Origin of the sequence: Roseomonas sp. GC11, assembly GCF_024437745.1 — a bacterium.
In the GTDB taxonomy this organism is placed as follows: Bacteria; Pseudomonadota; Alphaproteobacteria; order Acetobacterales; family Acetobacteraceae; genus Pseudoroseomonas.
In genome coordinates, this window is sequence record NZ_JANFNY010000014.1 from 37,582 (window position 1) to 62,013 (window position 24,432).

Annotated in this window: 24 protein-coding genes; 10 read left to right on the forward strand and 14 right to left on the reverse strand. The window is 71.4% G+C overall.

Annotated features, from left to right (window positions below; translation table 11 throughout):
- Positions 1-104: 104 nt before the first annotated feature.
- On the reverse strand, positions 105-833 hold the full coding sequence (gene ubiG, locus NON00_RS06370) for a bifunctional 2-polyprenyl-6-hydroxyphenol methylase/3-demethylubiquinol 3-O-methyltransferase UbiG (protein ID WP_256018674.1): 729 nt from the start codon (positions 831-833) through the stop codon (positions 105-107).
- 133 nt (positions 834-966) lie between these two features.
- Here ubiG and NON00_RS06375 point away from each other — a divergent pair, with 133 nt between their 5' ends.
- From NON00_RS06375 to argC, 6 genes are all read left to right on the forward strand, one after another.
- The gene (locus tag NON00_RS06375) at positions 967-2,187 is read left to right on the forward strand and encodes an aspartate kinase (RefSeq protein WP_256018677.1); all 1,221 of its coding nucleotides are present in this window, start codon (positions 967-969) and stop codon (positions 2,185-2,187) included.
- A gap of 3 nt (positions 2,188-2,190) precedes the next feature.
- A complete protein-coding gene (locus tag NON00_RS06380) occupies positions 2,191-3,246 on the forward strand; it encodes an NAD(P)H-dependent flavin oxidoreductase (RefSeq protein ID WP_370688681.1) in 1,056 nt (351 codons plus the stop codon).
- A 125-nt stretch (positions 3,247-3,371) separates the two neighbouring features.
- Positions 3,372-4,004 carry a helix-turn-helix domain-containing protein gene (locus NON00_RS06385; RefSeq protein ID WP_256018678.1) on the forward strand — a complete coding sequence of 211 codons (633 nt, stop codon included), beginning with the start codon at positions 3,372-3,374 and terminating at the stop codon, positions 4,002-4,004.
- A 236-nt stretch (positions 4,005-4,240) separates the two neighbouring features.
- Positions 4,241-4,711: a PRC-barrel domain-containing protein gene (locus tag NON00_RS06390; RefSeq protein WP_256018679.1), complete on the forward strand. Its 471-nt coding sequence runs from the start codon at positions 4,241-4,243 to the stop codon at positions 4,709-4,711.
- A gap of 4 nt (positions 4,712-4,715) precedes the next feature.
- Complete coding sequence (locus tag NON00_RS06395; protein WP_256018680.1) at positions 4,716-5,945, forward strand: MFS transporter; 1,230 nt, start codon at positions 4,716-4,718, stop codon at positions 5,943-5,945.
- Between the two features lie 315 nt (positions 5,946-6,260).
- Positions 6,261-7,238, forward strand: a complete 978-nt coding sequence (gene argC, locus NON00_RS06400) for an N-acetyl-gamma-glutamyl-phosphate reductase (protein WP_256018683.1) — start codon at positions 6,261-6,263, stop codon at positions 7,236-7,238.
- Between the two features lie 98 nt (positions 7,239-7,336).
- On the opposite strand, the gene NON00_RS06405 is transcribed toward argC, so the two are convergent.
- Together NON00_RS06405 and wrbA are read right to left on the reverse strand one after the other, a co-directional pair.
- Entirely contained in the window at positions 7,337-8,272 is a 936-nt protein-coding gene (locus NON00_RS06405; RefSeq protein WP_256018685.1) for a ring-cleaving dioxygenase, read from the reverse strand.
- A gap of 62 nt (positions 8,273-8,334) precedes the next feature.
- Positions 8,335-8,946 carry an NAD(P)H:quinone oxidoreductase gene (gene wrbA, locus NON00_RS06410; RefSeq protein WP_256018687.1) on the reverse strand — a complete coding sequence of 204 codons (612 nt, stop codon included), beginning with the start codon at positions 8,944-8,946 and terminating at the stop codon, positions 8,335-8,337.
- A 105-nt stretch (positions 8,947-9,051) separates the two neighbouring features.
- On the opposite strand from wrbA, the gene NON00_RS06415 reads away from it, so the two are divergent.
- Together NON00_RS06415 and NON00_RS06420 are read left to right on the forward strand one after the other, a co-directional pair.
- Entirely contained in the window at positions 9,052-9,981 is a 930-nt protein-coding gene (locus tag NON00_RS06415) for a LysR family transcriptional regulator (protein WP_256018688.1), read from the forward strand.
- Positions 9,982-10,022: 41 nt separating this feature from the next.
- On the forward strand, positions 10,023-10,988 hold the full coding sequence (locus NON00_RS06420) for an alpha/beta hydrolase fold domain-containing protein (RefSeq protein ID WP_256018689.1): 966 nt from the start codon (positions 10,023-10,025) through the stop codon (positions 10,986-10,988).
- Between the two features lie 137 nt (positions 10,989-11,125).
- On the opposite strand, the gene NON00_RS06425 is transcribed toward NON00_RS06420, so the two are convergent.
- The 3 genes from NON00_RS06425 to NON00_RS06435 all read right to left on the reverse strand — a co-directional run bounded on the left by NON00_RS06425 (position 11,126) and on the right by NON00_RS06435 (position 12,911).
- On the reverse strand, positions 11,126-11,593 hold the full coding sequence (locus NON00_RS06425; protein WP_256018690.1) for a nuclear transport factor 2 family protein: 468 nt from the start codon (positions 11,591-11,593) through the stop codon (positions 11,126-11,128).
- Between the two features lie 29 nt (positions 11,594-11,622).
- Positions 11,623-12,603, reverse strand: coding sequence for a tripartite tricarboxylate transporter substrate binding protein (locus NON00_RS06430; protein WP_256018691.1), 981 nt, complete (start codon positions 12,601-12,603; stop codon positions 11,623-11,625).
- 104 nt (positions 12,604-12,707) lie between these two features.
- Complete coding sequence (locus NON00_RS06435) at positions 12,708-12,911, reverse strand: hypothetical protein (protein WP_256018692.1); 204 nt, start codon at positions 12,909-12,911, stop codon at positions 12,708-12,710.
- Between the two features lie 364 nt (positions 12,912-13,275).
- Between NON00_RS06435 and NON00_RS06440 the strand changes: the two genes are divergently transcribed.
- Positions 13,276-14,274, forward strand: coding sequence for a P1 family peptidase (locus NON00_RS06440; protein WP_256018693.1), 999 nt, complete (start codon positions 13,276-13,278; stop codon positions 14,272-14,274).
- A 91-nt stretch (positions 14,275-14,365) separates the two neighbouring features.
- On the opposite strand, the gene glpD is transcribed toward NON00_RS06440, so the two are convergent.
- The 7 genes from glpD to NON00_RS06475 all read right to left on the reverse strand — a co-directional run bounded on the left by glpD (position 14,366) and on the right by NON00_RS06475 (position 21,085).
- A complete protein-coding gene (gene glpD, locus NON00_RS06445; RefSeq protein WP_256018694.1) occupies positions 14,366-15,862 on the reverse strand; it encodes a glycerol-3-phosphate dehydrogenase in 1,497 nt (498 codons plus the stop codon).
- Positions 15,863-16,675, reverse strand: a complete 813-nt coding sequence (phnE, locus tag NON00_RS06450) for a phosphonate ABC transporter, permease protein PhnE (protein WP_256018696.1) — start codon at positions 16,673-16,675, stop codon at positions 15,863-15,865.
- 5 nt (positions 16,676-16,680) lie between these two features.
- A complete protein-coding gene (gene phnE, locus NON00_RS06455; RefSeq protein ID WP_256018698.1) occupies positions 16,681-17,475 on the reverse strand; it encodes a phosphonate ABC transporter, permease protein PhnE in 795 nt (264 codons plus the stop codon).
- Positions 17,472-18,281, reverse strand: coding sequence for a phosphonate ABC transporter ATP-binding protein (gene phnC / locus NON00_RS06460; protein WP_256018701.1), 810 nt, complete (start codon positions 18,279-18,281; stop codon positions 17,472-17,474). The genes phnE (NON00_RS06455) and phnC overlap by 4 nt, the downstream gene beginning before the upstream one ends.
- Before the next feature lie 22 nt (positions 18,282-18,303).
- Positions 18,304-19,398 carry a phosphate/phosphite/phosphonate ABC transporter substrate-binding protein gene (gene phnD / locus NON00_RS06465; RefSeq protein WP_256018704.1) on the reverse strand — a complete coding sequence of 365 codons (1,095 nt, stop codon included), beginning with the start codon at positions 19,396-19,398 and terminating at the stop codon, positions 18,304-18,306.
- Positions 19,399-19,406: 8 nt separating this feature from the next.
- Positions 19,407-20,225 carry an HAD family hydrolase gene (locus NON00_RS06470; RefSeq protein WP_256018706.1) on the reverse strand — a complete coding sequence of 273 codons (819 nt, stop codon included), beginning with the start codon at positions 20,223-20,225 and terminating at the stop codon, positions 19,407-19,409.
- Positions 20,226-20,293: 68 nt separating this feature from the next.
- Positions 20,294-21,085: a DeoR/GlpR family DNA-binding transcription regulator gene (locus NON00_RS06475; protein WP_256018708.1), complete on the reverse strand. Its 792-nt coding sequence runs from the start codon at positions 21,083-21,085 to the stop codon at positions 20,294-20,296.
- 128 nt (positions 21,086-21,213) lie between these two features.
- Between NON00_RS06475 and NON00_RS06480 the strand changes: the two genes are divergently transcribed.
- Positions 21,214-22,152 carry a dihydrodipicolinate synthase family protein gene (locus tag NON00_RS06480; RefSeq protein WP_256018711.1) on the forward strand — a complete coding sequence of 313 codons (939 nt, stop codon included), beginning with the start codon at positions 21,214-21,216 and terminating at the stop codon, positions 22,150-22,152.
- A 139-nt stretch (positions 22,153-22,291) separates the two neighbouring features.
- Here the strand turns inward: NON00_RS06480 and NON00_RS06485 are convergent, their stop codons facing one another.
- Positions 22,292-24,367, reverse strand: a complete 2,076-nt coding sequence (locus NON00_RS06485; RefSeq protein ID WP_256018713.1) for an HWE histidine kinase domain-containing protein — start codon at positions 24,365-24,367, stop codon at positions 22,292-22,294.
- Positions 24,368-24,432 lie beyond the last annotated feature (65 nt).

Below are 24,432 nucleotides of genomic sequence, written 5' to 3' on the forward strand. Positions count from 1 at the left end.
GGGGGTCCAGTGTGTGTTTTGGGGGGGCCCCCCCCCCCCCCGGGGGGGGGCGGGCCCCCCCCCCCGGACTTTTTATTGTTTTGGCTTGTTGTTCTGACGGCGCCTCAGTCCCGCCGCGCCGCGACGATATAGTTCACGGCGACATCGCGGCTTTCCCGCCATTCCCGCCCGCCCGCGCGGGCGCTCATCCCGGCGATGTCGGTGACGCGCAGCCCGGCGCGCCGGGCCTCCGCCCCCAGCTCGGCCGGGGTGACGAACATCTTCCAGTCATGCGTCCCGCGCGGCAGCAGCCGCAGCAGGTATTCGGCCCCGAGCTTGGCGAAGAGGAAGGAGCGCGCCGTCCGGTTGAGGGTGGAGAGGAACACCATCCCCCCCGGCTTCACCACGGCGGCGAGGGCGGCGAGGAAGGCGGCGCGGTCGGTGACGTGCTCGATCACCTCCAGCGCCACCACGGCGTCGAAGCGCTCCCCGGCGGCGGCGAGGTCCTCCGGCGTGCCCTGGCGGTAATCGATCTCCAGCCCGCCGGCGGCGGCATGGGCGCGGGCGGCCTCCAGCGCGGTGCCGGCGGCGTCGAGGCCGGTGACGCGGGCGCCGAGGCGGGCCAGGCCCTCGCTCGCCAGCCCGGCGCCGCAGCCCACATCCAGCACGCGCAGCCCCTGGAGGGACTGGCCCATGCGCCCCTCGGCGGCGGCGAGGCGGCTGGCGATCCAGCCGCAGCGCAGCGGGTTCATGCGGTGCAGCGGGGCCATGGGCCCCTGCGGGTCCCACCACTGCGCCGCCAGGGCGTCGAACTTGGCGATCTCGCCGGGCAGGGCGGTGGTCTCGGCGGTCATGCGGGCCTCTCTGGTCTGGCGGCAGCGTGAAGCCGGTTGCGGCGCCGCGCGCTCGCCGTTATCTGTCCCACCCCCGCGCCGGCCGCAACCGCGGACCGGCTTATTCCTCGGACCCCGATCCTTCAGAGCCCGCATGGCACGCATCGTGATGAAGTTCGGCGGCACGTCCGTCGCCGATCTGGACCGTATCCGCAACGTCGCCAACCGGGTGAAACGGGAAGTCGATGCGGGGCATGAGGTGGCCGTGGTGGTCTCCGCCATGTCCGGCGTCACCAACCAGCTGGTGAAGTGGTGCCAGGACCTTTCGCCGCTGCATGACGCGCGCGAATACGATACCGTGGTGGCAACCGGCGAGCAGGTGACGATCGGCCTGCTGGCCATCGCGCTGCAGACCATCGGCGTCGAGGCACGGTCCTGGCAGGGCTGGCAGGTGCCCATCCTCACCGATGGCGCGCATGGCAAGGCCCGTGTCGAGGAGATCCGGGGCGAGGCGCTGATCGAGCGCATGAAGGCCGGCCAGGTGCCGGTGGTGGCGGGCTTCCAGGGCATCGGCCCGGACAACCGCGTCACCACGCTGGGCCGGGGCGGCTCCGACCTCTCGGCGGTGGCGCTGGCCGCCGCGGTGAAGGCGGACCGTTGCGATATTTATACGGATGTGGACGGCATCTACACCACCGACCCGCGCATTGTGCCCAAGGCGCGCAAGCTGCAGGCGGTGGCCTTCGAGGAGATGCTGGAACTGGCCTCGGTCGGCGCCAAGGTGCTGCAGACCCGGTCGGTGGAACTCGCGATGAAGCAGCGTGTGCGGGTCCAGGTGCTGTCGTCCTTCGAGGACAAGCCGGGCTCGATGGTCGTGGATGAGGATGAGATCGTGGAACAGCCGCTGGTGACGGGCGTCGCCTATTCCCGCGACGAGGCGAAGGTGACGCTGCGCCGGGTGCCGGACAAGCCCGGCATCGCCGCCGAGGTGTTCGGGCCGCTTTCGGCCGCGAATGTCAATGTGGACATGATCGTCCAGAACCTGGGCGCCGACGGCACCACGGACATGACCTTCACCGTGGGCAAGACCGACCTGCCGCGCGCCCGCGACGTGCTGGAGAAGGCCCGCCCCACCATCGGCTTCGAGACCCTGCTGGCCGACCCCGAGGTGGCGAAGATCTCCATCGTCGGCATTGGCATGCGCAGCCATGCCGGTGTCGCCGCCACCATGTTCAAGACCCTGGCGGAGAAGGGCATCAACATCCAGGTCATCTCCACCTCGGAGATCAAGACCTCGGTGCTGGTCGGCGCCGAATATACCGAGCTGGCGGTGCGTGCCCTGCACACCGCCTACGGCCTGGACGCGGAAGGCTGAGCCATGGACGCGCCCGTTGACCTGACCATGCCCCCCGGCCTCGACCCCGCCGCCGCGCTGGATGCGCTGATGGCCAGGGGTGCCGCCTTCCTGGGCACGCGCCACGCCATCCTCGGCGGCGCCATGAGCTGGGTCAGCGAGCGCAACCTGGTGGCGGCCCTGTCCAATGCCGGCGCCTTCGGCGTCATCGCCTGCGGGGCGATGATGCCGGAGCGGCTGGCCGAGGAGATCGCCGCCACCCAGGCGCTGACGCAGAAGCCCTTCGGCGTGAACCTGATCACCATGCATCCCCGGCTGATGGAGCTGGTGCAGGTCTGCCTGGAGGCCAAGGTCGGCCATATCGTCTTCGCCGGCGGCATCCCGCCCGGCCCCGCCATCAAGGCGGCCAAGGAAGGCGGGGCGAAGGTGATCTGCTTCGCCCCTGCTTTGGCGCTGGCGAAGAAGCTGGTGCGCTCCGGCGCCGATGCGCTGGTGATCGAGGGCAGCGAGGCCGGCGGCCATATCGGCCCCGTCAGCCTGACCGTGCTCGCCCAGGAAATCCTGCCGCATATCCGGGATGTGCCGGTTTTCGTGGCGGGCGGCATCGGGCGTGGCGAGGCCATCCTCTCCTATCTGGAGATGGGCGCGGCCGGCGTGCAGCTCGGCACCCGCTTCGTCTGCGCCACCGAATGCGTGGCGCACCCCAACTTCAAGCGGGCCTTCATCCGCGGCGCGGCGCGCGACGCCCTGCCCACGGTGCAGCTCGACGAGAATTTCCCGGTCATCCCGGTGCGCGCCCTGCAGAATGAGGGCACCCGCCGCTTCCTGGAGCATCAGGCGGAGATCATCCGCCGCTTCAAGTCGGGCGAGCTGGCCAAGGACGCCGCGCAGCTGGAGATCGAGCATTTCTGGGCCGGCGCCCTGCGCCGCGCCGTGGTCGATGGCGATGTCGAGCAGGGCAGCCTCATGGCCGGGCAGAGCGTCGGCATGGTGACGAAGGAGCAGCCGGCGGCCGAGATCATCGCCGAGCTGCTGGACCAGGCCCGGGCGGCCCTGCTGGCCCGCCGCGCGGGCGCCTGACGCGGGGCCCGGCGGCCTGTGCTTCCGCCGGGCGGCCCGCCCGGAGGGGGCGCCCGCCCGGCGCCGCGCCCCATCACCGTAATTCGGTTTGCCGCGCGCGGCGCGGCGCGATAGGTGTTTCCCGCGTGCCCTACGACCTCAAACGCCTTCCCCGGACCGATAGCCAGCCCGCCGAGGCCGCGCGGGTGGGCGAGGAACTGCGCGAAGCCCGCCTTTCCCTCGGCGTGAGCCTGGAGGATCTGGCGGACCAGCTGCGCATCAACCGCCGCTACCTCGCCGCGCTGGAGGAAGGCCGGGTGCGCGACCTGCCCGGCGTCGCCTATGGCACCGGCTTTGTCCGCAGCTATGCCCAGTCCATGGGGCTGGACGCGCCCGACCTCGTCCGCCGCTTCCGCGAGGGCGCCGGCGCCGCCGCGCGCGGCAAGGACCTCGTCTTCCCCGAGCCGGTGCCGGACCGTGGCGTGCCCGCCGGGGCGGTGATCCTGCTCGGTGCCGTGCTGGCCGTCGGCGCCTATGCCGCGTGGTACCAGTGGAGCGGCTCGGGCGAGCGCAGCGTGGATGCCGTGCCGCCCCTGCCGCCCCGGCTGGAGCAGACGGCGCGCGAAGCCGGCATGCCGCCGCTGCCCGGCGTGCCGCCCCGGGCCGAGTCGCCCGCCGCGGCCCCGGCGCAGCCCGGCGCCGCCCCCGCCACGCCGCCCGCCGCGGGGGGAGAAGGGTTCTTTTTTGTAAAAAAGAACCAAAAAACTTTTTTCAGTTGAGCGTCCCGCCGTGCCGGGAGACGGCGGCAGCCTGGAAAAAGTCTTTTTGCTTCTTTTTCTTCAGAAAAAGAAGGAATTGCAGCGAAGGGCGTTTCTGCGGCCAGGGTGCCCTTCCATCTTTCCTTCACCTTTGCCGTATTCCCTGAGCCAACCCAGGCTGTTCCGTGCCGTTAGAGCCGTGAACCGGCAGCCTGGGGCGTCCGGTGTCTCCGGCCGGCCGTAGGGAAGGAAACGCGATGTTACGACTGCTCTGCCTGCTGCTGGCCCTGGCGCCGGCGGCCCTGGCCCAGGCGCCTCAGACCCCCGAGGCGGCTTCCCCGGTGCCCTCTCCGGTGCCCTCCCTGGCGGCCGAGGCCGACCCCACCCCGCCCCCGGCGGGGCGGGAGATCCTCCCCCGCGCCGGCCTGTTCCGCGTGCTGGGGCAGGATGTGAAGAACGCCGCCGGCATCGTCGTGGCGCAGGTGGTGAATCTGCTGGTGGACGAAGCCGGCCAGCCACGCGCGGCGGTGCTCGACTATGGCGGTTTCCTCGGTGTCGGGCGGCGGCGCATCGCCGTGGCCTGGCCGGCGCTGACCTTCTCGGGCGAGGGCATCCGCCTCGGCCTCACCCGCGACCAGCTGAAGAATTTCCCCGAATACCGCGAGGGGGAGGACATCATCCTCGCCCTGCCTCCCTCCGCCCGGCCGGTGGCCGGGGCGGCGGATTGACGGCATGGCCTCGCGGCGCAGCCATCGCGGCCTCGATGCCCTGAATTTCTTCGTCGCCGATGTGCAGACGGGGTTCGGGCCTTTCGTGGCCGTCTATCTCACCACCCAGGCCTGGACGGAGGTGCAGATCGGCTTCGCCCTCAGCCTGGGCACGCTGACGGCGATGATCAGCCAGGTGCCGGCGGGCGCGCTGGTCGATGCGCTGCGGCACAAGCGGCGGGCGGCCTTCGTGGCGCTGCTGGCCATTGCGCTCTCGGCCCTCTTGCTGGCGCTGTTTCCCTACCCCCTGCCGGTGCTGCTGGCGGAGGTGCTGCATGGCTTCGCCAGCTGCGTGCTGACGCCCTGCATCGCCGCCCTCAGCCTGGCGCTGGTCGGGCGCGTGGCGCTGGGGGAGCGGCTCGGGCGCAATGCGCGCTTCGCCGCGCTGGGGGGGGCCATCGCCGCCGGGGTGATGGGGCTGGTGGGCACCTATGTGGCGCCGGCCGCCGTCTTCTGGCTCACCGCGCTGCTGGCGGTGCCGAGCCTGCTCGCCCTCGCCGCCATCCGGCCGGAGGATCTGACGGCGCGCACCGGCGCCAGCGGCGCCCCGCGCCAGGAGGGGGGCGGGCTGCGGCGCCTGCTGCGCAGCCGGGGCATTCTGGTTTTCGCCGCCTGCTGCTTCCTCTTCACCCTCTCCAACGCGGCGATGCTGCCGCTGGCCGCCGCCGCCGTCACCCGCGTGGCGGGGGAGGAGGCGAATCTCATCATCGCCGCCTGCCTCGTGCTGCCGCAGCTGGTGGTGGCCGGGATCTCGCCCTGGGTGGGGCGCATGGCGGAGCGGCATGGCCGCCGCGCGGTGCTGGTGCTGGGGTTCCTGGCCCTGCCGCTGCGCGGGCTGCTGCTGGCCCTGGTGAACCAGCAGGTGAACCAGCCCTGGGCCCTGGTGCTGGTGCAGGCGCTGGACGGGCTTTCCGCCGCCACGCTCGGGGTCATGCTGCCGCTGATGGCGGCGGATCTGACGCGCGGCAGCAACCGCTTCAATCTCTGCCTGGGGGTGTTCGGGCTGGCGGTGGGGCTGGGCGGGACGCTCAGCACGACGCTGGCCGGGCTGGTCACCGGCTGGATGGGCAGCGCGGTGGCCTTCGCCCTGCTCGGGGTGATCGGGCTGGGCTGCAGCCTGCTGGCCTGGCTGGCCCTGCCGGAGACGCGGCCCAGCGCCCCGCCCCCCGCCGGGGCGCTGAAGGCGGCGCTGTAGGGCCGGGAGGCGCCCGGGATGCGGGCATGACCTCCGCGGTGTGGGAAGGCCGCGGAAAACCCGGGTTGACGCAGGCTCCGGCGGATCCCTAGCATCATGGCGATGTCTGCTTTCCGCCTCCGCACCGCGAACCGACGCCGTCGCTGCTTCTCAGCGGCGGCTTGCGCGGCTGCGTGCAGACAGGCCCCTCCCAGGTGAGAGCCGCCCCCTAGGCGGCGATCCCCGAGGCGGCCCCGGCCCGCTTTCCCCAACCCCCGCAGCCCCTGGCTCCGGGGGTTTTTCTTTGCCCGTCTTCCAAGCATCAGGGACACACCCATGACCATCCGCGTCGGCATTGTCGGTATCAGTGGTTTTGGCGGCGGCGAGGCGATGCGCCTGATCGCCGGCCATCCGTCTTTCGAACTCATCTATGCCGCGGGCGAGGGCAGCGCCGGCAGCCGGCTGGAGGAGCGCTTCCCCGGCGTGCCGGCCAAGCTGGCCGGGCTGGTGATCGAGAAGTGGGATCCCGCCGCCCTGCCCAAGCTCGACGTGCTCTTCGCATCGCTGCCCACGGGCGCCTCGGCCGGGGCGCTGGCGCGCATCCCCCAGGACATCAGGATCGTCGATATCGGCGGCGACCACCGCTACGCTGAGGGGTGGGCCTATGGCCTCGCCGATATCTGGCCGGCCCGGATCAGCGGCCAGACGCGCGTGGCCAATCCCGGCTGCTTCCCGGCGGCGGCGCTGACCGCGCTGGCGCCGCTGCTGGCCAACGGGCTGATCGAACCCGGCGGCATCGTGATCGATGCCAAGACCGGCATTTCCGGCGCCGGCCGGGGTGGCGCCGACAGCCGGTTTGGCTATGCGGAGAGCAACGAGAATCTGGTGCCCTATAGCCCGCTCCAGCACGTCCACATGCCCGAGATGGCGCGGACGATCGAGCAGTTGAGTGGCGGCAGCGCGGCCGGCCTTGTCTTCACGCCGCATCTGGTGCCGATGACCCGCGGTATCCTCACCACGATCTATGCGCGTGGCCGCGCGACCACGGGCGCCTGCCTGGACGCGGCGCGGCGCTTCTATGCCGGGCGGGCCTTCGTCCGGGTGACCGAGAAACCGCCCCAGACCAAATGGGCCACCGGCTCGAACCTCGCCTTTGTCAGCTACGCCGCCGACCCGGAGCGCGATCTGGTGATCGCGATGGGCGTGGTCGATAATCTGGGGAAGGGGGCGGCCGGCCAGGCGGTGCAGAATGCGAACCTGCTCTGTGGCCTGCCGGAGACCGCCGGGCTGGAGGGCGCCCCGGTCTGGCCATGAGCGCGTTCAGCGGCGTTGAGAGGGGCTTCGCCCCTCTCAAACTCTCCCCACCAAAGGCCTGAGGCCTTTGGAAACCCATGTGTGGGTCTCCCCTGGCCTCAGAGCGGCTTCAGCCCGCGCTCGATGGCGGCCCGCTGCGGCTCCAGGAAGGGCGGCAGGGCGAGGCGCTCGCCCAGCGCCTCCTTCGGCTCATCGGCATCGAAGCCCGGGCCGTCGGTCGCGATCTCGCAGAGAATGCCGCCCGGTTCACGCACATAGAGGCTGCGGAAATAGAAGCGGTCCACCGGCCCGCTGGAATGCAGGCCGAGTTCCTGGAAGCGCTCCACCCAATAGGCATATTCCTCATCGCGCACGCGGAAGGCGACGTGGTGGACGCCACCGGCACCGGGGCGCGCGGGGGGCAGGTGCGGCTCGACGCGGACATGCAGCTCCGCCGCCGGCCCGCCCTCGCCCATGGCGAAAACCTGCACCGCCGCCCCGCCGCTCTCGTAGCGCCGCGCCGGGCGCATGTGGAAGACGCGGGTGAGGAAGGCCTCCGTCCGCCGCAGATCCGGCACGCTGATGGTGATGGGGCCAAGGCCGCGGATCTGCATCGCCGCCGGAATGGGGCTGCGCGGCCAGGGATGCGCCTCCCCCGCCCCGCCATCATCGACCAGGGCGAGGCGCTGGCCCTCCGGGTCCTCGAAGGGCAGTTCCAGCCGGCCATCCACCTCGGCGATGGCGCCGGGGGTGACGCCGTGGCGCGGCAGGTGCTCCGCCCACCAGCGCAGCGCCGCCTCCCCGGCCACGCGCAGCGCCGTGCGGGTGATGCTGTGCGTGCCGCGCCGCTCGCGCTCCACCGGCCAGTCGAAGAAGGTGAGGTCGCTGCCCGGGCTCGCCTCGCCATCGGCATAGAAGAGGTGGTAGGCGCTGGTATCGTCCTGGTTGACCGTCTTCTTCACCAGCCGCATGCCGAGCACGCGGGTGTAGAAGTCATGATTGCCGCGCGCATCGGCCGAGACCGCGGTCAGGTGGTGGATGCCGTGCAACTGCATGGGAAGGCCCTGCCAGGAAAGAAGGAAACCGGCGGGGGAGGGGCCTCCCCCGCCGCAGGCACTCAGGCGCGGCCGCGCAGCAGGGCGGCGGTCACCTCGGCCACGTGGCGGCCCTGGCTCTGCGCCATGCCCAGCTCCGCCTCGGACGGCATGCGGGAGCCATCGCCATTGGCGATGGTGGTGGCGCCATAGGGCGAGCCGCCATTCACCGCGCTGTTGTCGAGCTGGCGCTTCTCCGTATAGGGCAGCCCCACCACCGTCATGCCGAAATGCAGCAGGTTGACCAGGGTGGAGATGATCGTCGTCTCCTGCCCGCCATGCTGCGAGGCGGTGGAGGTGAAGACCGAGCCGACCTTGCCCACCAGCTTGTCCTGGAACCACAGCCCGCCGGCCTGGTCGAGGAAGGCCGCCATCTGCGAGGCCATGCGGCCAAAGCGCGTCGGCGTGCCGAAGAGGATGGCGTCATACTCCGCCAGCTCGGCCACCGTGGCGACCGGCGCCGCCTGGTCGAGCTTGAAATGGGCGGCCTTGGCCACCTCCTCCGGCGCCGTCTCCGGCACGCGCTTGATCACCACCTCGGTGCCCGGCACGGCGCGCGCGCCTTCGGCCACCGCCTGGGCCATCGCCTCGATATGGCCATAGGTCGAGTAATAGAGGACCAGGATCTTGCTCATCTCGTGTCTCCTGCCGCTGCGGGGCGTGTGCGGCGGAGAGTTGCGCCCGGCGATGGTTTCCGGCAAGCGTGGCTTCGGAAACTCTCTGTTCGCGGATCACGAACGATGCGGCCGGATATCGAGGCGCTCGCCGCCTTCCTCCAGGTGGTGGACAGCGGCAGCGTCACCCTCGCGGCCAAGCGCATGGCCCTGGCCAAGTCCGTCGTCAGCAAGCGCGTGGCGCAGCTGGAGGCGCAGCTCGGCACCCGCCTGCTCAACCGCGCCGCCCGCGCCGTGACGCCCACCGAGGCCGGGCTGCTGCTCGCCGCCCGCGCCCGCGGCCTGCTGGCGCAGCTCGACACCGTGGCGGATGAGGTGATGGCGCGCTCCGGCGCCCTGTCCGGGCAGTTGCGGCTGGCCGCGCCGCTCAGCTTCGGCACCCGCCACCTGGGGCCGCTGATTGCCGGCTTCATGCGCGACTACCCCGATATCGAGGTGACGCTCGATCTCGATGACCGCCATGTGGATCTGGTCGGTGGTGGCTATGACCTGGGGCTGCGGATCGGCCGGCTGGGCGATTCCACCCTGCGCTCGCGCCGCCTCGGCCTCAGCCGCCGCGCCCTGTGCTGCAGCCCGGATTACGCCGCCCGCCATGGCCTGCCGGAGCGGCTGGAGGCGCTGCCGGCCCATTCCTGCCTCGGCTATGCCAATGCGGCGGCGGGGCATCTCTGGCGCTTCCTGCCCGAGGGCGGCGGCGCGGCGCGCTCCCTCGTGCTGCGCGGCCGGCTGACGGCCAATAATGGCGAGGCGCTGCTGGAAGCGGCGCGCGCCGGCATCGGCCTCGTCGTCCTGCCGCGCTTCCTGGTGGATGCGCCGCTGCGCGCCGGGGCCTTGCGGGAAATCACCCTGCCCGGCTGGGCGCCGGAGCCGGATATCATCCAGCTGGTCTATCCCCCCACCCCGGCCCTGCCGCTCAAGACCCGCACGCTGATCGAGCATCTGGCGGCGCGGCTGCGCGAGCCTTTTCCCTGGGACGCGCCTTTCCCCGGCGGCTGATCGGCGCCACTCTCTGCGCAACCACCACCGGGAGAGATCCGATGGCCCTTGCCCCCCTGCTGCCTGACAGCGAAGTGACCGATGCCCAGGCGCGCCTGCGCGAGGCCGGGATCGCCAATGGCGATGTGCTGGCCCAGCCCATCGCCGAGGCGCGCGCGACCACCCTTCGCTACCAGGCCTTCCTCAATGCCGGCGGCCCCGAGATGGCCGAGACCACGGAACTGGTCCTGGACGGCACCACGCCGCCGCTGCGGCTGCGCCTCTACCGGCCGCGCTCGGCACCGCCGGGGCCGCTGCCGGCCTATCTGCACATCCATGGCGGCGGCATGGCGGTCGGCAGCCTGGAGAGCCTCGACCGCTGGAAGCGCGAACTGGCGGATGAGACGGGCTTCCTCGTCGTCGGGCTGGACTATGCCCTGGCGCCGGAGCACCCCTTTCCCACCGCGCTGCACCAGGTGCTGGCGGCGCTGCGCTGGCTGCGCGCGGCGCCGGGGGGGAATGGCATGGTGGAGGGCACGCGCCTCGCCGTGGGTGGCGATTCCGCCGGCGGCAACCTCGCCCTGAGCGCGCTGCTGCATCTGCGCGCCGCCGGGGAGGCGCTGCCGGCGCTCGGCGTGCTGGTCTATGGCATGTTCTCCGCCCGGAGCGACACGCCCTCCCACCGCGAGCGCGGGGATGGGCGCTTCGGCCTGTCCACGGCGAAGCTGGAATGGTTCTGGTCGCAATACCTGCCGGAGGCGTCGCTGCGGCAGAACCCGGCCGCCGCGCCGCTGCTGGCCGACCTCCAGGGCCTGCCGCCGCTGCTGCTCCAGGCCGCGGCGCTGGACCCGCTGCTGGATGACACGCTGGACCTCGCCCGCCGCCTGCGCGACATCGGCGCCCGGCACAGCCTGACGGTCTATGAAGGCGTGCCGCATGGCTTCATCGGCCAGACGGCGCTGCTCTCCAAGGCCAATGCGGCCCGGCGCGAGGTCGCGGCAGCCTTGAAGGCCGCGTTTGAAGGATAAGAAGAAGAGTTCTTTTTTGTAAAAAAGAACCAAAAAACTTTTTCATTTGGCGTCCCGCTTCTGACCTGAGGCGGGACGCCGGACTGGAAAAGTCTTTTTGCTTCTTTTTCTTCAGAAAAAGAAGATTCTTGATTTAATCAGGTCTTCGACGGCTTGTTGCCGTGCGAGACATCCGGCGTGCCCCGGAACAGCGACATATGCGTGTGCGTCGCGATCCAGGGCGCGCCCACCGCCTCGCGCGCGAAGGAGACGGTGGCCCGCCCGCGCCGGTCGAAGGCCGCACCATCGGGCAGGTATCCGGTCGAATCCCAGATGGCCAGCCCGACGGCGAAGAGCCGGTCGGGCGAGACGAGGGCCTTCACATCCTCCAGCCGCCAGACGAAGCCGTCGATGGTCGGCCACACCTTGCGCCACTGGTTGGCCTCGGCCTTGTCACGGCCATAGACGAAATCGGAGAAGGTGCCGAAGGCCAGGAAGTCCTCGGCGAAGAGATGGCGGGCGGCGGCAAAGTCCACGGCCTGCACATGCTCGGAAAGCTCACGGAACCACGCCTGCACGCCCTCATGGTCGGCGGGGTCGATGGGCGCGGTGGCCTGCACGGTCATGTCGTCATTATCCTGAAGGCGGGGGGGTGTTATTGCGGCTCGAACTTGGCCAGCCGCAGCAGGGCGGCGTTCTGCTCCACCTCGCGGTGGATCAGCGCCTCGACCTCGGGGATGCTCTCTCGCACCGGTTCGAAGCCCTGGCCGGCGAGGCGCTGCACCGTCTCCGGCTCATGCAGGCCGCGCGTGACGGCCTCGTTGAGGCGGGCCGCGATCTCGGCCGGGATGCCGCGCGGGGCCCAGATGCCGTACCAGGAATAGAAGGTGAAGCCGGGCAGCCCCTCTTCGGAGAGGGTGGGCAATTCCGGCGCCAGGGCGGTGCGCTCCGGCGTGGCGATGCCGAGGCCGCGCAGCTGCCCGCCACGGATCATCGGCAGCGTCGCCAGCACCGGGTCGAACATCAGCTGCACATTGCCCGCCGCCACATCCGTCAGCGCCGGGGCGGAGCCGCGATAGGGCACCACCTCGATATCCGTCCCCGCCTGCCGGTTGAACTCGATCGAGGCGAGATGCCCGGCCGAGCCGAGCGAGGAGGTGGCGAAGGACCACTTGCCCGGCGCCGCCTTCGCCGCCGCGATGGTCTCGGCCAGGGTGGCCTGCGGCAGGCGCTTGTCCTGCACCAGCACGCAGGGGCCGCGCGCCGTGCGGGCGATGGGCAGGAAATCCCCCACCGGGTCATAGGGCACGATCTTCATCACGTGCCGCGCCATCGGGTGGATGGAGGCGGAGCCCATCAGCGTGTAGCCATCCGCCGGCGCCTGCAGCACGGCCTGCCCGCCGATGGTGCCATTGGCGCCGCTGCGGTTCTCGACGATGACGGTGACGCCGAGCTGTTCCTGGATCTTCTGCGCGGCGAGGCGCGCCATGGCGTCGGTCGCGGCACCGGGGGTGTAGGGCACGATCAGGCGGATCGGCCGGTTGGGCCAGGTGCCGCCCTGGGCATGCACGGCGGGGGCGGCGAGCGGGGCCAGTGCCACGCCCGTGGCAAGGCGCAGCAGGTCTCTGCGAAGCATGAGCTTTCCTTGAAGGCAAGAACAGTCGAGGACCGGCGTGCATCCATGATGCGCGCCGGCCCCTGGGTCGTCCATGGATTCGTGCCGTGGAACGCGGCGGCGGCTCAGGCCGCGTGGGCTGGCTTCCAGTCCTGCGCGCGCTCCACCACCAGGCGGGCGACGCGCGCGGCCTCGGCGGGGGAGGTGAAGCTGGCGCCATCGATATCATCGACCACCGGGTCGATGGCCTTGAAGAACCAGCCGCTCTGGCTGGAGACGGCCACGCCGACGAAGCGGCCACCGATATCAACAGGACGGGATGCGATCATGGGAATTCTCCTATCCCCTCGCGTGGAGGGGCTGCGACCATCTGGAAAAGCTGGGGATGAAGGGCTGTCCGGCGTTCAGCGCGGACAACACCACATTCGCAGGGCCTTCCCGGCCGCCATCGGGCAGGAGGAGAACCGGCGCTTTAGCGTTTCGTGACGCGGTGCAAGCTGCATCTCAAATCTCCGCGGGGCGGCCATCCGCCCGTGATGGAAGAATACCACCACAGCGCAGCGCGGAAATCAAGAATAACGTCGCAAAAAATCGTTATTCCCGATGCGCGAGCGTGAAAATGGCCCCGCGCTCCCCTCCGGCCGAACCGCGCGGGCGGCTGGACAGCAACGCGGCACCGGGCATCATGGCCGGATGACCGCACCGCTCAACCTGCTCACCGATATCGCCGGCCTCGCCGTGGGCCACGCGACCGACCTCGTCCTGGGCTCCGGCGTCACCGCCATCCTCTTCGACCGGCCGGCGGTGGCAGCCCTCCATCTGGGCGGCGGCGCCCCGGGCGGGCGGGATACCGACCTGCTCCACCCCGCCGCCACGGTGCAGGCGGTGGACGCCATCGTGCTCTCCGGCGGCTCCACCTTCGGCCTCGATGCCGCCGGCGGCGTTCAGGCCATGCTGCGCGAGGCCGGGCGCGGCCAGATCTTCGGCGGCCGGGCCGTGCCGCTGGCGCCCCAGGCCATCCTCTTCGACCTCGCCAATGGCGGGAACAAGGATTGGGGGCGCTTCAGCCCCTACCGGGATCTGGGCTACGCCGCGGCCTGCGCGGCGCGGCCCGGGGCCTTCGCCCTGGGCAGTGTCGGGGCCGGCACCGGCGCGACCACCGCCACGGTGAAAGGCGGCCTCGGCTCCGCCAGCGCCACGGCCAGCACCGGCCACCGCGTCGCCGCCCTCGTCGCCGTCAATGCCGTGGGCTCGCCGCTGATCGGCGAGGGGCCGCATTTCTGGGCCGCGCCCTTCGAGGAAGGCGATGAATTCGGCGGCCTCGGCTGGCCCGCCCGCATCACGGCGGCGGACCGCGCCCTGCGCGTGAAGGGCGGGCGCGGCACGGCCACCACCATCGGGCTCGTCGTCACTGATGCGGTGCTGGCCAAGCCGCAGGTCAACCGCCTCGCCCGCATGGCCGATGACGGGCTGGCCCGCGCCATCTTCCCCGCCCATGCGCCGAATGACGGGGATACCCTCTTCGCGGCGGCGACGGGGGAGAAGGAGGGCGGGAACCTGACGGAGATCGGGCATCTGGCGGCCCTGGTCCTGGCGCGGGCCATCGGGCGCGCGGTCTATGAGGCCACTGCCCTGCCATGGGCGGGGGCGCAGCCGGCGTGGAAGGACCGCTTCAGCGCAAGGAGACAGTAAGAGAGGTTCTTTTTTGGAAAAAAGAACCAAAAAACTTTTTTCTGTGTGGCGCCGCGCTTTCGGGCAGAAGCGCGACGCCCACAGAAAAAAATCAGGCGGCCCGGGCGAGGCGGGGGAAAGCCTCGGCGAAAGCCTCGCGCCCCGCGGCATCCATGTGCAGGCCGCGCTTCGTGCGGCGCCACAGCGCATCCTCGGGCTCGCGCACCCATTCGTGGCGGATCATCCAGTCCAGCTCACGCTCGGTGATGCCACCGCCAAGATCGCGGCCCAGATCGGCGGCGTGCCGCGCCGGGCCCAGCACCGCCTCCAGCTCCCCGCCATAGCAGTGGAACAGGCGGCGCAAAGTCTCGCCGTCGAGGAAGCCGTAGCGCCGCGCGGCCTCGGCCAGGAAAGCCTCCGCCGTCAGGCCGCCCAGGTCACCGCCGGGCAGCGCGGCGCGGTCCGTCCAGGGCTGGCCCGCATGGCCGAGCGCGGCGCAGATCTGCCCCGCCGCATCCTCCGCCAGGCGGCGATAGGTGGTGATCTTGCCGCCAAAGACCGAGAGCAGCGGCGCCCCCTGGCGGTCCATCTTCAGCACATAGTCGCGCGTGACGGCGGAGGGATTCTCAGCGCCGTCATCATGCAGCGGGCGGACGCCGGAATAGCTCCACACGATGTCCTGCGGCACCACGGGGCGGCGGAACTGGCGGGAGACGGCGCGGCAGAGATACTCCGCCTCCTCCGGCGTGCAGTGCGGCGGGCCGGAGGCGGGGTCGTGCGGCACGTCGGTGGTGCCGATCAGCGTGAAGCGGCCCTCATAGGGGATGACGAAAACGACGCGCCGGTCGTCATTCTGCAGGATATAGGCCTGCGGCCCCTCATAGAGCGCGGGGACGATGATGTGGCTGCCGCGCACCAGCCGCACGCGGTCCGGCGCGGCGACGCCGGTGCCCTCCAGCGCCTGCATCACCCAGGGGCCGGCGGCATTGGCGATGGCGCGCGCCCGCACCACCTCGCTCCGCCCATCCTCGCCGGCCAGCGTCACGCTCCAGCCATCGGCATGGCGGGTGGCGGCGGTGAAGCGGGTGCGCACCCGCACATCGGCGCCGCGCGCCGCGGCATCGCGCGCATTCAGCACCACCAGCCGCGCATCCTCGACCCAGGCATCCGAATAGGCGAAGCCGTGCCGCGCCTGCGGCCCCAGCGGCGCGCCCCAGGGATGGCGGCTGAAATCCAGCGCCTCGCTTGCCGGCAGCGTCACCCGCTTGGCCAGGTGGTCATAGAGGAAGAGGCCGGCGCGCAGCATCCAGCGCGGCCGCATCTCCGGCGCGTGCGGCAGCACGAAGCGCATCGGCCAGATGATGTGCGGGGCCAGGCGCAGCAGCACCTCGCGCTCCGCCAGCGCCTCCCGCACCAGCCGGAACTCGTAATGCTCCAGGTAGCGCAGCCCGCCATGAATCAGCTTGGAGGAGGAGGAGGAGGTCGCCCCCCCGAGGTCGCCGCGCTCGGCGAGGAGGACCGAAAGGCCCCGCCCCGCCGCGTCACGCGCGATGCCGGCGCCATTGGCGCCGCCGCCGATCACCAGGAGATCGACCATGTCCTGCGGCATTCAGATCAGCCTCGCCCTGATGCGGGTGACGACGAGTTCCGCCAGCACCACCACCACGAGGATGGCGAGCAGGACGGTGGCCACGCGCTCCCACTGGAAGAAATTGATGGCGTCGTCGAGCACGAGGCCGATGCCTCCGGCACCGACGAGGCCGAGCACGGCGCTCTCGCGCACATTGATGTCCCAGCGGAACAGCGCGATGCCCCAGAAGGCCGGCTGCACCTGCGGCCAGACGCCCTTCAGCATCTCCGCCCCCCAGGAGGCGCCGGCGGCGCGCAGCGCCTCGCGCGGGCCCTGGTTCGTCTCCTCCAGCGCCTCGGCCAGCAGCTTGCCGACGAAGCCCACCGAGCGGAAAGCGATGGCGAAGACGCCCGCCGCCGCGCCAGGGCCGAAGATGGCGACGAAGAGCAGCGCCCAGACCAGCGAATTGACCGAGCGCGAGGCGACGAGGCCAAGCTGCGCCAGCGTGTTCAGCGGCCGGATGGTGCAGATGTTGCGCGCCGCCAGCAGCGCCAGCGGCACCGCCAGGGCGAAGCAGAACACCGTGCCGAGCGTCGCGATATGCAGCGTCTCGATCAGCGCCTCATGCACCGCCGGGTAGTAATGCGCGATGTCGGGCGGCCACATGCGCACCAGCATGTCGCCCATCTGCTGCGGCGCATCGGCCAGGAATTCGGGGATGATGTCGATGCTGCGCAGCGCCCAGAGCACGGCGGCGACGCAGGCCAGCCACACCAGCCAGCGCGCGATGCGCTGCGCCGGGCTGAAGCGCACCCATTCGCGCCGCAGCGGGGCCACGGGGTCTTGTGTCATGCTGTTCATCGCAGGGCGGCCCGGACGCGGCCCGAGAGGATCTCGGCCAGGAAGATGAGGGCGATGATGGCGAGCAGGATGGCCGCCACGAAGTCATAGTCGAAGCGCTTGAAGGCCGCGAACAGCGTGCCGCCGATGCCGCCCGCGCCGACGATGCCGACCAGCGTGGAATTCCGCAGGTTGCTGTCCAGCTGGTAGAGGCAGAAGCCGATGAAGCGCGAGGCCACCTGCGGCAGCACCGCATAGGCCAGCACCTTCATCACCCCCGCGCCCGTCGCGCGGATCGCCTCCACCTGCTTCATCGAGATTTCCTCGATGGCCTCGGCGAAGAGCTTGGCGATGAAGCCGACCGAGGCGACGACCAGCGCCGCCGTGCCCGCCAGCGCGCCGAAGCCGATCGCCTTCACGAAGAGGATGGCGACGATGACATAGTGCAGCGAGCGGCACAGCGCGATGACGCCGCGCACGGGGCCGGAGATCCACCACGGCGCCAGGTTGCGCGCCGCCAGAACGCCGAGCGGCAGCGACAGCCCGATGCCGATGGCCGAGGCCAGCACGGCGATCTGCAGGCTCTCCAGCAGGCCCTCGACCAGCAGTTCCCAGCGGGCGAAATTGGGCGGCACCATGCGGCCGAGCAGCCGCGCGCCCTCGCCCATGCCATGCGCCACGCGCTCCCAGCTCAGCCCGAGCCGGGTGGAGGCCCAGGCGGTGTAGAGGGCCAGCGCCAGCAGCGCGAGCCGCAGCGGCCAGTTGGGCGCGAAGGCCAGCCGGCGCGGGGCGGGGGAGGTGGTGGCGCTCACAGCCAGTCCTCGCCGCCATAGATGGCGCGCAGGTGGTGCGTCTCCAGCTCCTCCGGCGGGCCGTCGAAGATCACATGGCCGCCGGACATGCCGATGATGCGCCGCGCATAGCGCTTCGCCAGATCGACATTGTGGATGTTGATGATGACGGGCACGCCCTCGGCCGCCGTCAGCTTCGTCAGCAGCTCCAGCACCTCGACCGCCGTGCGCGGGTCGAGCGAGGAGGTCGGCTCATCGGCCAGCAGGATCTCGGGGCGCTGCATCAGCGCGCGGGCGATGCCCACGCGCTGGCGCTGGCCACCGGAGAGCGCATCGGCGCGCCGCGTCGCGTGCTCGGGCAGGCCGACGGCATCCAGCAGCATGAAGGCGCGCTCGATATCCGCCTCCGGATACTGGCGCAGCCAGGCGCGCCACAGCGGCACATAGCCGAGCCGGCCGCTCAGCACATTCTCCATCACCGTCAGCCGCTCGACCAGGTTGTATTCCTGGAAGACCATGCCGATGCGCCGCCGCGCCAGCCGCAATTCCCGCCCGCGCAGCGCGGTGAGTTCCGTGCCATGCAGCAGGATCTCGCCGCGCGTCGGCTCCACCAGCCGGTTGATGCAGCGGATCAGCGTCGACTTTCCGGTGCCCGAGGGGCCGATGATGGCGGTGATCCCCTCGGCCGGCACGGCGAGGCTGACGCCCTTCAGCACCGGCTTGCCGGGGGCGTATTCCTTGACGAGGTTGCGAATCTCCAGCGCGGTGCCGGAGGTGGTCGGGGTGGTGGCCATGGCGGGGGTGGCGGTGCTCAGCGGGGCAGACATTGCAGCGGACATGGCGGGACCGTCAGCGCGCCGGCGCCGCGCCCGCGGGCGCGGTGGGGGCGACATGGGTGGGGGCGGCGGGCTGCTGCGCCTGGGCGCGCTTGCGGGCCTCGGCCTCCAGCTCCTTGCGCGCCTCGGCATCGAAGGCGGCGCGGTTATAGGGCGCGTTCACCGCATCGGCCACGGCGCGCACCGGCGCCCACTGCTCGGCATAGGTGGCGGGCCAGAAGCGGTCATTGCCGCCGAGATCCTTCGCCATCGCCTCCGGGAAGCGGTAGTCGAGGAAGCATTGGCGGATCTTCGCCGCCAGTTCCGGCTTCAGGTCATGCGCCAGGGCGAAGCCGCTGGTGGGGAAGGGCTCGCTCTCCCACAGCACGCGGAAATTCTCCCGCTTCACCTGGCCGCGCGCGACCATGCGCGTCCACACATCGGAGGCCACGGGCGCGGCATCATAGTCGCCGGCATTGACGCCCATCACGCTGCGGTCATGCCCGCCGGAATAGACCACCTGATAGTCCTTCTCCGGCGTCAGGCCGAGGCCGGGGAAGAAGGCGCGCGGCGCGAGGTTGCCGGAGTTGGAGGTGGCCGAGGTATGCGCCACCCGCTTGCCGCGCAGGTCGGCCAGCGTCCGGTAGGGGCTGTCCGCCCGCACGATCATGACGACCTTGTAGCTCTCATACCCCTCCGCATTGCCCTTCACGGCGAAGGGCACGGCGCCGGCGAGGTTGACGGCGAAGGCCGTGGGGCCGGTGGAGAAGCCCGCCACATGCAGCCGGCCGGAGCGCATCGCCTCCACCTGCGCGGCGTTCGAGGTCACCTGGAAATACACCGCGCGCTTGCCGGTGCACTGGCCCAGATAATCGAGGAAGGGGCGGAACTGGCTGGCGTAGAGGGCCGGGTCCTCCACCGGGGTATAGGTGAAGACGATGGTGGAGGGGTCGCGCAGCTTCGCCGGGTCGGCCGGGGCATCGGCCACCATGTCGCGGTTGGCGTCGCAATAGGCCTCGTCGAGCGCGCCGCGGAAGGCGCAGGCCGCGCCCTGCTGCGCGGAGGCTGGGGCAGCGGCGAAGCCCAGCGACAGGACGAGCGCGGTGCTGGCCAGAAGGCCATGGGCCATGGCGTGTTTCATGCGGCGTTACCCTCCACGGTGCCGCGCGCCTTCAGCAGCGCGTCGGCGAATTCGGCGAAGCCCGCGCCGCCCTCGGCGCGGGTGATATAGGCCGGCGGCGTCGCCATCCCGGCCAGGAAGGGGGCGACATTGGCCACCCCCACGGAGCAGGCGACGGCGCCGAAGAGCGGCGCGTCATTGGCGCTGTCGCCGGTGAAGGCCACCAGCCCGCGCTGCGCGGCGAAGCCGCCGAAGCGCGCGGCGAACAGCGCCTCGATGCCCGCGCGCTTGTCCCACGACCCGATCCAGGCATTGACGTGGATGGAGGAGACCTTGGCCTCCGCCCCGCCGGCGCGGAAGACGGCGGCGATGCGCTCCGCCGCGTCGAGGCCGAGCGGCCCGGCATCCTCGGCGAAGTCGATGGCGACATCGAAGAGGCGGAAAGGCTGGTCGGCGGCGATGGCGCTGCCCGGCACGGCCGCCAGCGCGGCACGGGCCAGCTCCATCAGCCGGGCGCGGTTGGCCAGGCGCTCCGCCTCCGGCTGGGCCTGCCAGCGCAGCATCCGCCGCGCGCCGCGGTCCAGCGCGTACCACAGCGCGCCATTCTCCCCCACCACGGCGGTGACGGGCCAGTGGCGGGCGATGGCATCGCACCAGCCGGCCGGCCGGCCGGTGACGGGGATGACGGCGATGCCCGCCGCCTCCAGCGCCTCCAGCGCCGCATAGGCGGCGGCGGGCAGGCGGCCGTCGAGGGTCAGCGTGTCATCGATATCGGTCAGCACCCAGCGCAGCCGCGCGAGCTGCGCGGTGGGGGCGGTGGCAAGCGGGCGGGGCATGGCCGTGTCTTGTGTCATATACATGTTGTACTTGCCACTTGAGAGTGTGGCAGGTCAAACAGGATTTTTTACACCTCTGTTGCAACCGTCAGGCGAAGCCCGCCCCGCCCCAGCGCGGCGGCCAGCGGCACCGGCGGGTGCGCCTCGGTCACCAGGTCCGTCACCTGCTCCGGCGGGCAGACCTGCTCCAGGAAGGGGCGGCCGAATTTCGAGGAATCCACCAGCAGCACCCGGCGCGGCGCGCGCTCCAGCATGGCGCGCTTGACCCAGGCGGCGCGGCTTTCCGCCTCGGAGGGGCCTTCCTCCGTCAGGCCGGAGGCGCCGATCACCGCCATGTCCACCGTGAAGCGGCGCAGGAAGGCCGCCGTCTCCGGCCCGTAGAGGCCGCGCTCCACCGCGCTCAGCTCGCCCGGCGCCACCAGCACGCGCAGCGCCTCGCAGGCGCCGGCGGCCAGGGCGGCATCCAGGCTGTTGGTCAGCAGCGTGGCGCGCAGGCCGCGCGCCGCCAGGGCACGGGCGAACTGCGTCGTGGTGCTGCCGGCATCCAGCATCACCACCGCCCCCTCCTCCACCAGCTCCGCCGCGGCGCGGCCGATGCGCGCGCGCTCGGCCACCATCACCTGCTCGCGCTCCGACAGGCGCGGCTGGCTGGCGGGGTGGGAGGCCACGGCGCCGCCATAGGTCCGCCGCACCATGCCGCGCGCCGACAATTCCTCGATGTCGCGCCGCACCGTCTCGGTTGAGACATTGAACTGGTCGGCCAGGGTGCTGATGCGCACCGTCGGGTCGGTCGAAAGCGCCTCCAGGATCGCCGCGTGACGCGCGGCTTTGCCCAGGGCCTGTGTGCTGCGGGGGGCCATGATGTGGAAAGTGCCACATCCGACCCCGATCGCAAGGCTTGTTTCCCGCGCCGCTTTCCGGAGGCGGGCGGGTTGCGCGCGTCCCGCTCTCGGCTAAAGCTGCCGCCGCCGTTCACGAGGAACCCGCCATGCCGCTCGACCACACCGCCAAGGGGGTCTATCCGATCGCCCCCACCCCCTTCCACGCCGATGGCCGGGTGGATTTCGCCTCGATCGACGGGCTGACGGATTTTTATCGGTCGGTCGGCGCCACCGGCCTCACCGTGCTGGGCGTGATGGGCGAGGCGCCGAAGCTCGACGCCGCCGAGAGCCTGGAGATCGCCACCCGCTTCATCCGCCGCGCCGAGGGGCTGCCCGTCATCGTCGGCGTCTCCGCCCCCGGCTTCGCCGCGATGCGCGCCATGGCCCGCAGCGCCATGGAGGCCGGCGCCGCCGGCGTGATGATCGCCCCGCCCAACACCCTGCGCACGGACGACCAGATCGTCACCTATTACCGCCAGGCCTCCGAGGCGATCGGCGAGGACGTGCCCTTCGTCATCCAGGACTTCCCGCAGACCTTTTCCGTCATCATGACGCCGGGCGTCATCCGCCGCATCGTCATGGACAACCCCGCCTGCGTCATGCTCAAGCATGAGGACTGGCCGGGGCTGGAGAAGATCTCCACCCTGCGCGGCTTCCAGGCGGATGGCTCCATGCGGCCCATCTCCATCCTCTGCGGCAATGGCGGCCTTTTCCTCGATTTCGAGGTGGAGCGCGGCGCCGATGGCGCGATGACCGGCTATGCCTTCCCGGACCTGCTCTGCGATGTCGTCCGCCTCCAGGCGGAAGGCCAGCGCGATGCGGCGCATGACCTCTTCGACGCCCACCTGCCGCTGATCCGCTACGAGCAGCAGCAGGGGCCGACGGGGCTGGCCGTGCGCAAATATGTCATGGCGCGGCGCGGACTCATCGCCTCCGATGCCCAGCGCAAGCCCGGCGCGGCGCTGAGCGCCAAGGCCAAGGCCGAGGTGGAATATCTGCTCGCCCGCGTGGCCCGGCGCGATCCGCGCGCGGCGAAGCTGGTTTGAGGGAAGCGGTTCTTTTTTGAAAAAAAGAACCAAAAAACTTTTTCAGTTGGCGTCCCGCTTCGGGCCTGAAGTGGGACGCCAACGGGAAAAGTCCTTTTGTTTCTTTTTCTTCAGAAAAAGAAAATACTGAATAAAACCCTTAACAAGGCTGCCCCTTCAGCGCCACACGGGCGAGGGGCAGGCGGAACTGGCAGGCGAGGCCCTCCATCCGCCAGTCCAGGGTCAGGCTGCCGCCGAGCTGGCGGCGGATGGTGCCTTCCACCACCTTCAGCCCCAGGCCGATCTGCGCGGGCGAGCCGGCGGTGAGGGCAGGGGGCGGGCCGCCCTGCTCGGTCCAGTCCAGCACGAGATCGCCCTTGTCCAGGCGCCATTGCAGGTTGACGCGGCCGCCGGCGGCGGAGAGCGCGCCATGCTGCTGGGCATTGGTGGCCATTTCATGCAGCACCATGGCCAGCGGCTGCACCACGTGCGGGGCGAGGGCGAGGGAAGGGCCGTGGATCGTCACCGCCAGGGCGCCGGGGCCGGTGGGCATGGCCTCGCGCGTGACGCTGCGCAGGTCGCTGCCGCCCCAGCGCTCGCGCGAGAGCAGGGTATGCGCCCGCGCCAGGGCGCCGATGCGGCCGCGCACCGCCTCGACGAAATGCGCCGGGTCGTCGGCGCGGCTCATCCGCAGCAGGGACTGCACGACGGTCAGCACATTGCGGGCGCGGTGGTCCACCTCCGCCGCCAGCAGGCGTTCACGCTCGGCCGAGGCCTGGGCCTCGGTCACGTCCATCACCACGCCGCTGATCTGGGCCGGCCGGCCCTGGGCGTCGCGCGCCAGCACGCCGCCATGGGTGTGCAGCCAGCGGATGCGGCCATCCGGCCAGATGGTGCGGAAGAGGATCTCGTAGCTGCCCGGCCCGTCGGGCTGGTGGACATGTTCCAGCGTCTCCAGGATGCGGGCGCGGTCCTCCGGGTGGGTGGCGGAGAGCAGGGCGGCGGTGCTGCGCAGGCTGCCGGCGGGGCGGCCATAAAGCGCCTCCCGCCCGCGGGAGCCGGTGAAGGTATCGGTCTCCACCTCCCATTCCCAGGTGGCGATGCGCGCGGCGGTCAGGGCGCGGGCCAGCTGGGCCTCGCTCTCGGCCAGGGCCTGGCCACGGCTGCGCAGGGTGATGCTGGCGGCGGCCAGGGCGGCGCCGACATTGTGCAGCTCCCGGATGGCGATGGAGGGGGCCGGCACCTGCTCCCCCTGGCCCAGGCGCCGCGCCGTCTCCGCCAGCGCCTCGACCGAGCTGGCGATGCGCCGGGCGAAGAGCAGCGCCAGCAGCACCGTCATCATGACGAGCCCGATGCTGACGAGGGCGAGGAAGAGGAAGGATTGCCGCGCCGTCGCCTGGGCCAGCCGCAGCGGCACCAGCACGCCCACGCGCCACCCGGCATCGCGGCTGGAGACATGGGCGATGATCAGCGGTTCCTCGCCGAAGGGATAGTTGATCCAGACGCCGCTGCGCGTGCTGGCGCGGCGCTGCGCCTCCTGCGAGATCTGCCCGCCGACCTGGCGTTCCCGCTCATCCGTGCTGGCGATGATGCGGCCCTCGCCATCGACCAGCAGCGCGCTCCAGCCCAGCGGCAGCAGCGGCCCGGCGAAGATCTGGCGCAGCCGTGCCGCCGGCTGGCGCAGGGTGAGAAGGTGGGTCAGCCGCCCCTCGCGCAGCACCGGCACGGTGACCATGACGATGAAGCGCCCGCCCGGCAGGGCGATCAGCCCGGAGCGCACCGGCTGGCGCGTCTCCGCCGCGCGGTCCTCCATGGCGGCGATCTCGGTGGCGCCGGGCGTGTCGGGCTCCGGGGCGGGCAGGGCGCGCCCCGCCTCGGCGTCCCAGTGCTGCAGGGTGATCTCGCCGCCGATCAGCTGGCTCACCGCCTCGGCCTGCAGGCGGAGGGGGGTGATGTCCTGCTGCGACAGGACCGGGCTGGCGGCCAGGACCTGGAGGGCGGAGGTCCAGCCGGCCAGCTCCTCCTCCAGCCGGGTCATGATGCGGTCGGCGCTGTCGAGCGCCTCGCGGCGCAGGGCGTCGTCGCGGTCACGCAGATAGGCGTGGGTGAGGATGCCGGCGAAGAGGATCACCGGCACGAGGAGCACCAGCCCGAGCAGGCCGAGATGCATGGCCAGTGGCAGGCGCCTGCCACGGCGGCCGAAGGGGCGGAGCGGCGCGGGGGTGCGCTTCAGCATGGGCGGCCAGGGCAGTCCTGCCCCGGCGGCCATGGCGGTTGGGCCAGGCTCGGCGTGCGGGCAAA